General features: G+C 66.4%; 11 protein-coding genes. 2 read left to right on the top strand and 9 right to left on the bottom strand.

The genetic code is table 11. The features are described 5' to 3' along the window. Positions 1-508: 508 nt before the first annotated feature. The 9 genes from GGR61_RS15025 to GGR61_RS14985 all read right to left on the bottom strand — a co-directional run bounded on the left by GGR61_RS15025 (position 509) and on the right by GGR61_RS14985 (position 8,587). Positions 509-982, bottom strand: a complete 474-nt coding sequence (locus tag GGR61_RS15025) for a DUF1456 family protein (protein WP_184409474.1) — start codon at positions 980-982, stop codon at positions 509-511. 104 nt (positions 983-1,086) lie between these two features. Beyond that, complete coding sequence (uraH, locus tag GGR61_RS15020) at positions 1,087-1,446, bottom strand: hydroxyisourate hydrolase (protein ID WP_326520636.1); 360 nt, start codon at positions 1,444-1,446, stop codon at positions 1,087-1,089. Beyond that, a complete protein-coding gene (hpyO, locus tag GGR61_RS15015; protein ID WP_184622366.1) occupies positions 1,416-2,837 on the bottom strand; it encodes an FAD-dependent urate hydroxylase HpyO in 1,422 nt (473 codons plus the stop codon). The genes uraH and hpyO overlap by 31 nt, the downstream gene beginning before the upstream one ends. Then, entirely contained in the window at positions 2,834-3,325 is a 492-nt protein-coding gene (uraD, locus tag GGR61_RS15010; protein ID WP_184409477.1) for a 2-oxo-4-hydroxy-4-carboxy-5-ureidoimidazoline decarboxylase, read from the bottom strand. Before uraD ends, hpyO begins: the two co-directional genes overlap by 4 nt. Further along, positions 3,322-3,717, bottom strand: coding sequence for an oxalurate catabolism protein HpxZ (gene hpxZ / locus GGR61_RS15005; protein WP_184622364.1), 396 nt, complete (start codon positions 3,715-3,717; stop codon positions 3,322-3,324). The genes uraD and hpxZ overlap by 4 nt, the downstream gene beginning before the upstream one ends. Then, complete coding sequence (gene puuE, locus GGR61_RS15000; RefSeq protein ID WP_184622362.1) at positions 3,714-4,604, bottom strand: allantoinase PuuE; 891 nt, start codon at positions 4,602-4,604, stop codon at positions 3,714-3,716. The genes hpxZ and puuE overlap by 4 nt, the downstream gene beginning before the upstream one ends. Beyond that, positions 4,601-5,857, bottom strand: coding sequence for an alanine--glyoxylate aminotransferase family protein (locus tag GGR61_RS14995; protein WP_184622360.1), 1,257 nt, complete (start codon positions 5,855-5,857; stop codon positions 4,601-4,603). The genes puuE and GGR61_RS14995 overlap by 4 nt, the downstream gene beginning before the upstream one ends. Then, complete coding sequence (locus tag GGR61_RS14990; protein ID WP_184622358.1) at positions 5,847-7,118, bottom strand: allantoate amidohydrolase; 1,272 nt, start codon at positions 7,116-7,118, stop codon at positions 5,847-5,849. The genes GGR61_RS14995 and GGR61_RS14990 overlap by 11 nt, the downstream gene beginning before the upstream one ends. A gap of 578 nt (positions 7,119-7,696) precedes the next feature. Then, positions 7,697-8,587, bottom strand: a complete 891-nt coding sequence (locus tag GGR61_RS14985) for a LysR family transcriptional regulator (RefSeq protein ID WP_184622467.1) — start codon at positions 8,585-8,587, stop codon at positions 7,697-7,699. Positions 8,588-8,980: 393 nt separating this feature from the next. On the opposite strand from GGR61_RS14985, the gene GGR61_RS14980 reads away from it, so the two are divergent. Together GGR61_RS14980 and GGR61_RS14975 are read left to right on the top strand one after the other, a co-directional pair. Next, positions 8,981-9,868 carry an alpha/beta hydrolase gene (locus tag GGR61_RS14980; protein ID WP_326520635.1) on the top strand — a complete coding sequence of 296 codons (888 nt, stop codon included), beginning with the start codon at positions 8,981-8,983 and terminating at the stop codon, positions 9,866-9,868. Between the two features lie 113 nt (positions 9,869-9,981). Beyond that, positions 9,982-12,486 (top strand): prolyl oligopeptidase family serine peptidase, encoded by a 2,505-nt coding sequence (locus GGR61_RS14975; RefSeq protein ID WP_184622354.1) that lies wholly within the window; start codon positions 9,982-9,984, stop codon positions 12,484-12,486. Positions 12,487-12,642 lie beyond the last annotated feature (156 nt).

Raw genomic sequence — 12,642 nt, 5'->3', positions numbered from 1 at the left:
GCCGCAGGGTCCCGCAAGCGGCAAGCACCCTGCAACCAAACACCGGATCAACCGCTCTACGACGGGGCTATCCGCACGGACCACCCATTTCAAGAGACCAAACAACCGAGACTTCCACTCGCCGCGTCGTTAGACGGCTAAGAGCGGCTAACAAAACGACTTCGCGTCAGCCTACTGCAGGCCGGCCATCTGCGGCCTGGCTGGGCGGGCAAGGGCCAGTCGAGATGGTCGGCATGCATGGGTTTAAACACAGCAACCAGCGGAGTCTCTGGTGCGGTGTCCTCGCCGCTTGCGGGACCGTGTGGCGGCATGGATGCCGCCACCGAGTCCCCAGGGACGGGTTCACGGCGTGTCCCGCCAGCGGTGAGGGCACCGCGCATTCGACCCACTCCGTGTTTGATCTGGACTTCTGACGGCATCCACCAAGATACGGCCGACAAAACCACTGCACTCACTGACAGGCGCTCGCTCGCCAGGTTTTGTTAGCTGCTCTAAGCCAATCTCACCATCACCCCGCTTCGCGCATCCGGGCGGTCAGGCCTTTGAGAAAGGCGCGCAGCAGCTGGTCGCCGCAGGGGCGGAAATTCTTGTGGCCGGGCTGGCGGAACAGCGCGGACAGTTCCGGCTTGGACAGCGGGAAGCCGGCGCTGGCGAAGATGGCGTGCATGTCCACGTCCTTCAGCTCGAAAGCCACGCGCAGTTTCTTCAACACCAGGTTGTTGCCGACGCGGGTTTCCAGCGGGCGCACCGGCTGGCTTTCGTCGCGGCCACGGAAACGCAACACCAGGCCGTCGAGAAAGCGCGCCAGCATCGCATCGGTGCAGGGCTCGAAACCGGGCTCGTCTTCCTTCTTCAGCCAGGTCTGTACCTGCGGCTTGTCGAGCGCGAACTCCGGGTCGGCCAGGTGGACGATTTCCACCACCTTGTCGTCGCTGAGGTCGAGCATGTAGCGGATGCTGCGCAGTACATCGTTGTGGATCATGGCAATTCCGGGGCCCCGGCCGGTCGCCGGAAAGGCGCCATTCTACGGGGGCGATGCGCAACGCGGCGTTTGCAGGGCCGATCCGTTGCCGAACCGGCGGCCGCTCAGCTGCCGCGATAGGTGGAATATCCGTACGGCGAGAGCAGCAGCGGCACGTGGTAATGGCCGTCATCGGCGATGCCGAAGGCGATTGGCACCTGTTCCAGGAACGGTGGGTCGGTCAGCGCCAGGCCGGCTGCACGCCAATAGCCGGCCACCTCGAATTCCAGCCGGTAGCGTCCCGTTTGCAGCGTGAGTGCGGCCAGTGCGGGGCAGCGCCCGTCCTGGTTGGTGACGCCGTCGAAGTGCAGGGTGGTGCCGGCGAACAGGCGCACTGCGATGCCTGCGGCGGGGCGGCCGCTGGCGGTATCCAGCACGTGCGTGGATAGGGTGCTCATGCCACCGCCTGGGTCGGTTGCGGCCACTGGCCGACGAATTCGGGCTGGTCGTAGGCCAGATAGCTGTCGACGATGGCCTGGCGGTCGTCCAGGAACAGTTGATCGGCCACTGCGCGGGCCAGCCGTGGCAGTGCGACCTTGAGCCCGGACAGCGCCGCCGCCGAGGGGCCGTGGTTGATCAGCGCCGAATAGTTGAACGCGAACAAGCCGTGCAACAGCGCGGCGTCGTCGGGCGTGCGCGGCAGCAGCTCGAAGCCCGGCCCCAGATACGGGTGCGCATCCAGCACCGGATTGGCCTGGCCCGGCGGTGGCTGATAGCGGTCGGCCCAGCAGGCGATGCGCCCGGACAGCGCGGCCAGTTCCGGGCGCAGCTGCGGGTCGGTGACCAGGCCGGTGGCCACCGCCAGAAAATCGAAACGGTGCTCGCCCTGCGGCGTGCGCACCACCACGGCGCCCTCGCGTTCGGCCACCTCCAGCCACGGAGCGCCCAGGTGCAGCGCGAAGCCGGCGTGCGCGCAGGCGCGCTGGAAGGTGTCGTTGGTCGGCGGCTGGTTGTGCGCGAAGAAGCTGGCCATCATCCGGTACTTGTCCGCATCGGGCAGTGCTGGAAAGCGCGGAATGATGCCGGCCTGTTCCATGTGCCGGAATGGATTGATACGCGGCAATGCGCTGCGGCGGACGAACACGTCGGCACTGGCGACGCCTTGGTCCAGCGCGAAACAGGCGTTGTCGAACGCGGACGCGCCGCCGCCGAGAATGCCCACGCGCTTGCCGGCCAATGCGGCGAAGTCGATCGGGCCGGAGGTGTGCGCATAGCGCTGCGCGGGCAGGGCGCGGCTGATCCAGTCCGGCACCATCCATTGGCCGCCGCCCTGGATGCCGGTTGCCAGGATCAGCTTGCGCGTCAGCAGCGGTGCGCCCATTGCCAGATGCAGGCGGTGGATGCCCGGCGCCACGTCCGGCTCCACGCGTGCCAGCTGCGTGGCATTGCGCACCGGCAGGCGCAGCACTGCACGGTACCAGCGCAGATAGTCCATCCAGCTGCCGCGCGGAATCTTGTCGAGTGCGTCCCAGCCGGCGACGCCGTGCTGCGCTTCCCACCAGGCACGGAAGGTCAAAGACGGCACGCCCAGGTCGATCGATGTGATCTGCTTGGGCGTGCGCAAGGTCTGCATGCGCGCGTAGGTCACCCACGGCCCTTCCTGCCCCGCGGCGTTTTCATCGATGACCAGCACGTTGTGCACGCGCTCGCGTTGCAGCGCGAACGCCGCGCCCAGGCCGCTCTGGCCGGCGCCGACAATCACCACGTCGTACACATGGCCTGCCGGCTGCACGCGCGGCTGCGTCCACGCATCGCCGCCATGGGCCAGGCGCTGCAGATCGTGGTGGAGCTCGCGTTCGAGTTGGGCCAGGCTCATGGCAGTGCCTCCAGGCGCAGGTGCACGATCTTGCCGATCTCGGCGAGGGCGGTGGCAATCTCTTCGCTGCGCGAGGCCGCCAGCCGGCGTTCCAGCGCGGCCAGAATGCCGGCCTTGTCGTGCAGCCGCACGCAGATGACGAATGGAAATCCGAACCGGTGGCGATAGGCGCGATTGAGCGCGTGGAAGCGCTGGAACTCGTCTTCGCTGAGCCGGTCCAATCCGGCCGAGGCCTGCTCGGCCGCCGATGCGGCGGTGAGCGTGCGGTCGATCGCCGCCTTGCCGGCCAGCTCCGGGTGGGCGCAGATCAAGGCGAGCTGCTCCTCCGGCGAGGCATCCAGCACCACCTGCATCAGCCCGCGATACACCTCGGCGAACGGACGCCGTTGCGCGGCACGCTCGACCACCCACGGCGAATGTTCGAACAGCGCGTGGTAACGCGCCACGAAGGCGGCATCGTCCAGCACATTGGCATCGATCACGCTCATGCGTGCGTGCCTTGCAGCGACACGTGCGCGGCCACCACTTTCCAGCCATCGGCAAAGCGCACCCAGCTCTGGCTTTGACGGCCGCGTGCGCTGCTGCCCTCGCGCATGAATTCGGCATGCGTGGTGGCGCAGTCGTGGCCGTAGCTGTGTACTTCCACGTGCATGAGCTGGCGTTGCGGCGAGCCGCCGAGGCCGCTGCGAAACGCGCGGATCGCTTCGATGCCGTACAGCACTTCGCCCACGCCGTAGCGCACCGTGCTGGGCGCAGCGTGGAACAGCGCGTCCATCGCGGCGATGTCGTCGCGCATGAGCGCACTCTCGTAGGCGTGGAAGGCGGCGGTCACTTGCGCGATCACCTCGGGCAGATCGATGTCGGCTATGGCGATACTCATGCCGGGTGCACCTGCTGCCAATGCCGTGCGATATCGATGCGGCGCGCAATCCAGGCATCGCCGCTGGCCAGCACGTGATCGACAAACCGTGCCAACGCCGCCGCGCGCGCCGGCTTGCCGACGATGCGCCCGTGCAGGCCGATCGAGAGCATGCGGCCGCCTTCGCTGCGCAGTTGCTCGAAGCTGTCACGCAGATAGCGGAAGAACGGCTCGCCATCGGCAAAGCCGTTGTAGGCGACGAATTTCATGTCATTGGCGTCCAGGGTGTACGGCACGATCAACTGCGCGCGGCCGTGGCGATGGTCGTAGTACGGCACATCGTCGGCATAGCTGTCGGCGTCGTAGACAAAGCCGCCTTCTTCGGCAACCAGGCGTGCGGTATTGGGGCTGGTGCGGCCCTGGTACCAGCCCAGCGGGCGGCTGCCGGTGACGCGGGTGTGCACCGCGATGGCTTCTGAGATATGCGCGCGCTCGGCGGTCTCATCCACGTGTTGATAGTCGATCCAACGCAGCCCATGGCTGGCGATTTCCCAGCCGGCGGCCTGCATCGCGGCCACCGCGTCTGGATTGGAGGCCAGTGCCTGCGCCACGCCGAATACGGTCACCGGCACGTTGCGCGTGGCGAACAGCCGATGCAGCCGCCAGAAGCCGGCGCGGCTGCCGTATTCGTACAGGCTTTCCATCGCCATGGCGCGTGCGCCGGGTTGCGATTGCGTGCCGACCATTTCCGACAAAAAGGCTTCCGAGCCGGCATCGCCGTTGAGCACGCAGTGTTCCGCGCCCTCTTCGTAGTTGATGACGAACTGCACCGCGACACGTGCGCCACCGGGCCACTGCGCCGCAGGCGGGGTGGCGCCATAGCCGACCAGGTCGCGCGCTGTGCTCATGCATGTGGCTCCGCATGCCAGGCGGCCAATGCGGCTTCCACCGCCAGGCCCGGTGTGCAGGCGTAGCCTTCGGCGCGCAGCACCGCTTCCAGCGCGGCCAGGGTGATCAGCACCTTGTGCTTCATCGCGTTGTAGCCCATCGCGCCGATGCGCCAGATCCTGCCTTGCAACGGCCCGAACGCGGTGCCGATCTCGATCTCGAAATCCTCGCGCATGCGCCGCCGCACCGCATCGCCGTCGATGCCGTGCGGAATCACCACGCCGGTGACGTTGGTCATGCGCTGCACATCGTCGCCGAAGACCTCCAGCCCCAACGCGCGGATGCCGGCGCACACCGCACGCCCGGCGGCGGCATGGCGGGCGAAGCGGGCGTCCAGGCCTTCCTGCAACGCCACGCGTGCGCATTCGCGTGCGCCGTAGAGCATGGTGGTGGCTTCGGTGTGGTGGTTCAGGCGTTTGTCCGACCAGTAATCCATGATCATCGCCAGGTCGAAATAATTCGACGCGATGCGTGGGCCGCTGCCATTGACGATGTCCTCGCGCACGATGCCGCGTTCGACATGGCGGCGCGCGAAGATCGCCTCGGCCGCTGCCTTGGAGATGGTGATAGGCGCCGAGCCGGACGGACCGCCCAGGCATTTCTGCAGGCCGGCGGTGACCACGTCCACGCCCCAGCGGTCGCTGGCGATCGGCATGCCGCCGATGCTGGCGGTGGCATCCACGTAGCTCAGCGCGCCGGCCGCGCGGCACAGCGCACCCAGGCCATCCAGCGGTTGCGCCATGGTGGTGGAGGTGTCGCCATGCACGGTGGCCACCAGCCTGGGTGCCACGCGCTCGATGGCGTCGGCAATCGCGCTCAGCGGCACCACCTCGCCCCAGGGCGCATCCACGCTGTGCACGTCGGCACCCAGGCGTTGCAGGATTTCGGTGAGCAACAGCCCGAAGCGGCCGAAGTTGATCACCAGCACGCGGTCGCCCGGCTGCACCAGCGATACCAGCGCCGCTTCGATGCCGGCGCGCGCGGTGCCATCGATCAGGAAGGTCCAGCGGTTTTCGGTGCCGAACAACGGCCGGTACAGCGCCATCACCTCGTTCATGTAGGTGGTCATTTCCGGGTCGAACTGGCCCAGCAGATCGGCCGCCATCGCGCGCAGTACGCGCGGGTGCGCATTGACCGGGCCGGGGCCCATCAACAGGCGCTGTGGCGGGTCGAGTTCGCCGAAGGTGTGCAGGTGGCGCAGATCAGGTGACAAGGGGGTCTCCCAGGTGTTCGATGAAGTGGCGCATGACCGCCAGGGCGACCTCGGCGTCGGCCGGGTCGACGTGTTCGTCCGGATGATGGCTGATGCCGCCGGCACAGCGCACGAACAGCATCGCGGTGGGGCACAGCGCGGCCATCACCATCGCGTCGTGGCCGGCGCCGGAAACCAGTTGGCGTGGCGCGATGCCTTGTGCGGCGATGGCGTGTTCCAGACGCGTCACCAATGCCGGTGCGCAAGGGCTGGCAGCGAGTGTCTGCAACGGGTCGATGGCGATGGCGATGCCGCGGCGTGCGCCGATCTGTGCGAGCGCGTGCTCGATCTCCAGCACCGCCGCATCGCGGCTGGCGTCATCGCCGGCGCGGACATCCAGCGTGCAGTCCACCCGGCCCGGCACCACATTGGTGGCGCCGGGTGCGACCTGCAGCTTGCCAACGGTGGCGACCAGACCGGCGCTGCCGGCGCGTGCGATGCGTTCGATCGCCAATAGCGCTTCGGCGGCTGCGCTCAATGCATCGCGGCGCAGCGTCATGGTGGTGGTGCCGGCGTGGCAGGCGCGCCCGTCGAAGCGCAGGGCGAAGCGTCGCTGCGCGGCAATCGCGGTGACGACGCCGACCGGCATGCCGTTGGCCTCGAGTACCGGGCCTTGTTCGATATGGGTTTCCAGATAGGCCAGCACGCTGCCGGGCGCGCGTGCGGCTTGCTGGATGTGCGCGATCTCCAGGCCCCAGTCGGCGAGCGCGGTGGCCACGTCGGTGCCGGTGGCATCGGTGACGGCCAGCGTGGCCGGGTCGAGCGTGCCAGCGACCGCACGGCTGCAGAACATCGAGGTGGGGAAGCGTGAGCCTTCCTCGTCGCCAAAGGCGATCACCTCGATGGCGAACGGCAGGCACCGCCCCAACGCATGCAGCGCGGCGACGCATTCGATACCGAGCAGGATGCCGAGCGGGCCGTCATAGCGGCCGGCATCGCGCACGCTGTCCAGATGGCTGCCGATCAGCAGCACCGGTGCGTTGGCGCGTGCGCCTTCGTAGCGACCGATCAGATTGGCCGCCGCGTCCAGTCGCACCTGCATGCCGGCCTCGCGCATCCACGCGCTCACCTGCGCGGTGGCGGCGCGATGCGCCGGGCTGAGCCAGGCGCGGAACAGCCCGCTGGGCCCGTCGCTGTAGGGCGAAAGGCCCAACGCATCGCAGCGCGCGACTGCGCGTGCGCCCGAGGCGGTGGCGGGTGAGGGACGCTGCGCGCTCAGCATGTAGCGCCGGGTGGATGTTCTGTTCTGCCGGTGCCGCCAGGACCGCGATGCCACAGGGACTGGTGCATGGAGCCTCCGCAGGCGGTGTGGAAAGGGTGAGGCAACGCCGGGCGACGGGTTTCCCGGTGAAGGGGGCGACACGCACGTGCGCAGGGGACGGCGGCGTTGAATCGACTATACGAATCGCCCCCGTCACCCCAAAGCAGTTTTTTTAGGGTCGTGCGTTGCAAAAAATGCGACGGGGCAGCCGGTGGCTGCGCTTTTGGTTCCTTCTCCCGCCGGGAGAAGGTGACCGGCAGAGGTGGACGAGAGTGGCTGGGTCGAGACTACTGAGTGGCCGCAGCCCTTGCCCCAACCCACGCTCCGTGCCCGGACCGCGCTTGCGGTGCAGGCGTAGCAAAGGCGTGTGTGGTCGGTTGCGCGTCGCCAAAGCGCCCTATGCCTGCGTATCTCCCGTTCGTCGCCGTTGCTGCCGAGCCTCGCAGGCAACATGGATGCTCATGCATCGCATGTCATCGCAACACACGATCAATCCCGAGCGCTGCTTTTGATGGGCAGGTGGCCTTCGAGTCGCCAGCTCAAACGCTGCTGTCGACATCCAGGTCCTGTCGCAGTGCGTCCACGCAATAGTCGACAAACGTACGCACCTTGGCAGAACCCCGGCGGCCCTGCACATAGACGACATGCACCGGTTCTGGCGCGATCTCGAAGGGCTCAAGTACGCAAGCGAGCTTGCCGCCCTGAAGGTGTTCGCGGATCTGGTAGGACGGCACCTGCGTCAGTCCCCAGCCCTGCACTGCGGCGGTGATGGCGGCATTGAACGAGGTCACGTGGAGGCGAGATGCCACTTCGACCAGATGCTCGCGCCCACCGATGCGGAACGGCCATTTGTGCGAGCGTTCGGCCGATGAGGTCGAGATGGTGGCGTGCTGCGGGAGATCGTCCGGCTGCTGCGGCGCACCGTGTTCTGCCAGATAGCCGGGCGAGGCGCAGACCATGCGGCGCACGCTGCCGACCGGGATGGCAGTCAGTGATGAGTCCGGCAGTGCGCCGATGCGTACCGCCACATCGATGCCTTCGTCCAGCAGCGGCACGACGCGATCGACCAGGATGGCGCGCGCGGTCATCGACGGATAGCGACCGAGAAAGCTGGTCAATACCGGCGTGACATGCAGCGCGCCGAACATCTGCGGCGCCGTCACCGTCAGCAAGCCGCTGGGAAGCGCATGCAACCCTGCCGCTCTGTGTTCGACATCGTCCAGATCGGCAAGCAGGCGTCGGCAGTCGATGGCGTACTGCTGCCCGGCCTCGGTGAGCCGCATGTTGCGTGTGGTGCGCACGACCAGCAGCACGCCCAGGCGGTTTTCCAGCTGCGCGATGGCGCGGGTGACCGTTGCGGTGGAAATGCCCAGACGCCGTGCAACCCCGGCAAAGCTTGCTTGCTCTGCCAGCGCGGCGAACAGCGTCATTTCCTGGATGCGATCCACGGACGTCTCACGATCAAGTGTGGTGCGAGAGTAGCAGTCCGACTGTCGCAGCCACGCGACTTCCACCCTTTGCTCGCGTTGGCGCTATCCGGCAAGGCGTGCAGCATTGCAGCGACAGCAATGGTGAATTGAGCCGGCTGGTGGTTCTGGTGATGCCGCTCGCCACCTAGCATTGCCGGTCACTGATCTCCTACTGGATTTGTCATGGCCCACCCCGATTCACCCAACGCGGCCAACGCCCGCAACGCGGCAGCAGACCCGAGTCGCCGCAGGATATTGCTCGCCTCATGCGTGGGTACCGCAGTCGCCTTGGGCGCGGGCGCTGTCGGTGCAAGCGGGCCTTCCAATCAGAAGACGTCGAGCAAAGGAGACACCATGTCGAACGATGACACCCTGCACGTGGCCTACAAAACCCAACAGGTCGGCGAGGTCAATGTGTTCTACCGTGAAGCAGGACGCAAAGATGCGCCGGTGCTGTTGCTGTTGCACGGCTTTCCGAGCGCCAGCCACATGTTCCGCGATCTGCTGCCACTGCTGGCAAGCCAGTACCGCTTGATCGCGCCCGACTTGCCGGGATTCGGCAACACCACCGCGCCACCGCGTGGACGCTTCGACTACACGTTCGAACACCTCTACAAGGTCATCGAAGGCTTTACCGAAGCACTGGGGCTGACCAGCTACAGTTTGTACGTCTTCGATTACGGCGCGCCGGTCGGCTTTCGCCTGGCGGCGGCAAACCCGCACAAGGTGAGCGCCATCATCAGCCAGAACGGCAACGCCTATCTGGAAGGCTTCAGCGACCAATGGGGGCCGTGGCAGGCCTACTGGCGTGAGCCAACCGCAGCCAACCGCGATGCATGCCGTGCCTCGCTGCTGCCGCAGGCCATTCGCGACTGGCAGTACGGTACCGGTGCCGACCCGAGCAGGCTGTCGCCGGATGGCTACACCCTGGACATCGCATACATGGCCCGCCCGGGCGCCGAAGAGATCCAGCTCGACCTGATTCTCGACTACCGCAGCAATGTCGCGGCCTATCCGGCCTTCCACGCGTACTTCCGCAAGCATCAGCCGCCGCTGTTGGCGGTGTGGGGCAAGCACGATCCCGCCTTCATTCCGCCGGGTGCGCAGGCGTATCGCAAGGACCTGCCGGCTGCCGAAGTGCATCTGCTGGATGCCGGTCACTTCGCGCTGGAAACGCATGCGGTGGAGATTGCGGATTACATCCACGACTTCCTGTCGCGCACGCTCAAGTCATCGGCGTAACTGCGTCGTTTGCACGCGGACTGCGGACGCGGCGACAGGGCTGCGTCCGCGCGCATCTGAGTCGTTGTGTCGGCGTGCTAGGTTACTGGGATCATTCCCCGAGAAATGCCGAGATGCTCAGCGCGTACCGATGGAGCGGGTTACTGGTGCTTGCCAGCCTTTTGCCGGTGTCTGCGGTTGCCGGTACGCCCGATGGCGGTTACCGGCAGCCACCGGAGCCATTGCTGAGCGTGTTACGCGCTCCGCTCAATCCATCGCCGCGCCTGGACCCCACCGGCAAGACCTTGTTGCTGGTGCAGCGCACCCAGTACCCGCCGATCGCACGCGTTGCCGAGCCGTATCTGAAGCTGGCCGGTGTACGTGTGGAGCCGCGCACGCATAGCCGCCACGACATGTCCAACGGCTACGGCATTCGTTCCTGCCTGGAAGGCTTCAGCCTGGTGGATGTTGCAAGCGGCAAGCAGACCGCCGTGCGCCTGCCGGCTGGTGCCTGTCCGGCATCGCCGGTGTGGTCGCCGGACGGGCGCCGCTTCGCCTTCAACAACACAGCCGCGGACCGCGTCGAGCTATGGGTGGGCGAGGTGGCCACTGGCAACGTGCGCAGGATCGACGGTGTGCAGCTCAATCCAGTGCTGGGTGGCGAGATCCAGTGGCTGGGCGGCAGCGACACCCTGCTGCTGAAGACGGTACCGCAAGACCTGGGCGCCGCCCCGCGCAAGGCCGCGGTGCCGCCTGGCCCGGAGGTCAAGGAAACCATCCAGGGCAAGGGCGAAAGCAGCACCTATGAAGCGCGCGATACGCTCTCCAGCCCCGAAGACGAGGCCTTATTTACCTACTACGCCACCTCCCAGCTGCTCACGGTGGATGTGGCCAACGGCAGCCAGCGCAAGCTCGGTACGCCTGCGGTCTACAGCAACGTGGATGGCGCGCCCGATGGCCGCCACGTGTTGGTGGAACGGTTGAAGCAGCCGTACTCCTACGTCACTACCTACGCACGTTTCGCTCACACTGTGGCGGTGTTGGATATGGCCAATGGCAGCGAGCGCATGCTGGCCGATCTGCCGGTTGCCGACCGGGTGCCGGTGCAAGGTGTGTCGATTGGCCCGCGTGCGTATTCCTGGCGCGCCAACCAACCAGCCACGCTGGTCTGGGCCGAAGCGCTGGATGGTGGCGATTGGAAAACCAGCGTGCCCGCACGCGACAAGTTGATGACGCTGGCTGCACCGTTCACTGCCAAACCGCGTGAACTCACGCGCGTGCAGCAGCGGTATGCCGGCTTGTCCTGGTTTGCTGCAGGCGGCCAAGCGCTGTTGGACGAGTACGACGAAAACCGCCACTGGCGTCGCACCACTTTGTTGAATGCCGACCGCCCCGGCACTGCCGGACGTGTGTTGTTCGACCTGTCCACCGACGACCTGTACGCAGATCCGGGCCTGCCGAAGATGCGTGTGCTGTCCAACGGCCAAGCCGTACTGCGCGAAGAGCAGGGTGCGTTGTTCCTGAGCGGCCAAGGCGCCTCGCCGGCGGGCGACCGGCCGTTTCTGGATCGCTATGAGCTGACCAGTGGCAAGACCCAGCGGCTGTTCCGCAGCGATGCCAGCGTGGACGAGCTGTTCTTCGGTTTTGCGGGCGACGATGTGTCGCGTCTGTTGACCTGGCACCAGTCGCTGACCGACCCGCCCAACGTGTATGTGCGCACGCTTGGCCAGCCGCTGCCGACGGCGGCTACCGGCGAGGCAGCCCTTGCCTCGACCGCCACGCCGCTTACCCACTTTGCGGATCCGACTCCGCTGGTGCGGCAGATCAAGAAGCGGCTGGTCACCTACAAGCGCAAGGACGGCGTGGAGCTGTCGTTCACCCTGTACACGCCGCCCGGCTACAAAGAAGGCACGCGCGTGCCGGCGATCCTGTATGCCTATCCTCTCGACTACGCCGACCCTTCCAAGGCCGGCCAGGTCAGCGGCGCCAGCGAGCGCGACTTCACCCGCCTAAGCTACTACCAGGTGCTGTTGCTGGCCGGTTACGCGATTATCGACGATGCCGCCTTCCCCATTGTGGGAGACCCCAAGACCGCTTACGACACCTACCTGCAGCAGTTGGTGGACGACGCCACCGCTGCGGTGGACAAGGCGGTTGAACTGGGCGTGGTCGATCGCCAACGCATCGGCGTCACCGGGCACAGCCACGGCGCGCTGATGACGGCCAACCTGTTGGCACAGACCGACCTGTTCCGCGCCGGTGCCGCCACCAGCGGCAGCTACAACAAGACGCTGACGCCATTCGGTTTCCAGAACGAGCGCCGTTCGTTCTGGGCCGCGCCGCAGGTCTATGCGCAGGCGTCTGCGTTCTTCCACGCCGACAAGATCAACGAACCATTGTTGATCGTGCACGGCATGGACGACGCCAACCCCGGGACCGAAACTACCCAGGCACCACGGTTGTTCCAGGCGATCCGTGGCAACGGCGGCACTGCGCGGCTGGTATTGCTGCCGTTCGAACCGCATTGGTACACCGCACGCGAATCCACCGAAGACGTGGTCGCCGAGATGCTGGACTGGTTCGACCGTTACGTAAAAAACGCACCGCCGCGCGATGCGGGCGGCAAGCAGAAAATGTGAGATGACAAGCACCTCACACCAAAGCCGAGCTTGCCGGGCTCAGAGCAGCCAACAAAACCTGGCGAGCGCCTGTCAGTGAGTGCAGTGGTTTTGTCGGCCGTATCTTGGTGGATGCCGTCAGAAGTCCAGATCAAACACTGAGTGGGTCGAATGCGC

This window comes from Xanthomonas sp. 3058, from assembly GCF_014199765.1.
GTDB lineage: Bacteria > Pseudomonadota > Gammaproteobacteria > Xanthomonadales > Xanthomonadaceae > Xanthomonas > Xanthomonas campestris_B.
This window is presented reverse-complemented; position numbering and strand designations above follow the sequence as displayed.

Excerpts from the sequence above, each read along its gene's own strand:
- hpyO (WP_184622366.1), bottom strand. The coding sequence starts at position 2,837 with ATGAGCCTGGCCCAACTCGAACGCGAGCTCCACCACGATCTGCAGCGC.
- uraD (WP_184409477.1), bottom strand. The coding sequence starts at position 3,325 with ATGAGCGTGATCGATGCCAATGTGCTGGACGATGCCGCCTTCGTGGCG.
- puuE (WP_184622362.1), bottom strand. The coding sequence starts at position 4,604 with ATGAGCACAGCGCGCGACCTGGTCGGCTATGGCGCCACCCCGCCTGCG.
- GGR61_RS14990 (WP_184622358.1), bottom strand. The coding sequence starts at position 7,118 with ATGCTGAGCGCGCAGCGTCCCTCACCCGCCACCGCCTCGGGCGCACGC.
- hpxZ (WP_184622364.1), bottom strand. The coding sequence starts at position 3,717 with ATGAGTATCGCCATAGCCGACATCGATCTGCCCGAGGTGATCGCGCAA.
- GGR61_RS15025 (WP_184409474.1), bottom strand. The coding sequence starts at position 982 with ATGATCCACAACGATGTACTGCGCAGCATCCGCTACATGCTCGACCTC.
- GGR61_RS14980 (WP_326520635.1), top strand. The coding sequence starts at position 8,981 with ATGTCGAACGATGACACCCTGCACGTGGCCTACAAAACCCAACAGGTC.
- GGR61_RS14985 (WP_184622467.1), bottom strand. The coding sequence starts at position 8,587 with ATGACGCTGTTCGCCGCGCTGGCAGAGCAAGCAAGCTTTGCCGGGGTT.
- GGR61_RS14975 (WP_184622354.1), top strand. The coding sequence starts at position 9,982 with ATGCTCAGCGCGTACCGATGGAGCGGGTTACTGGTGCTTGCCAGCCTT.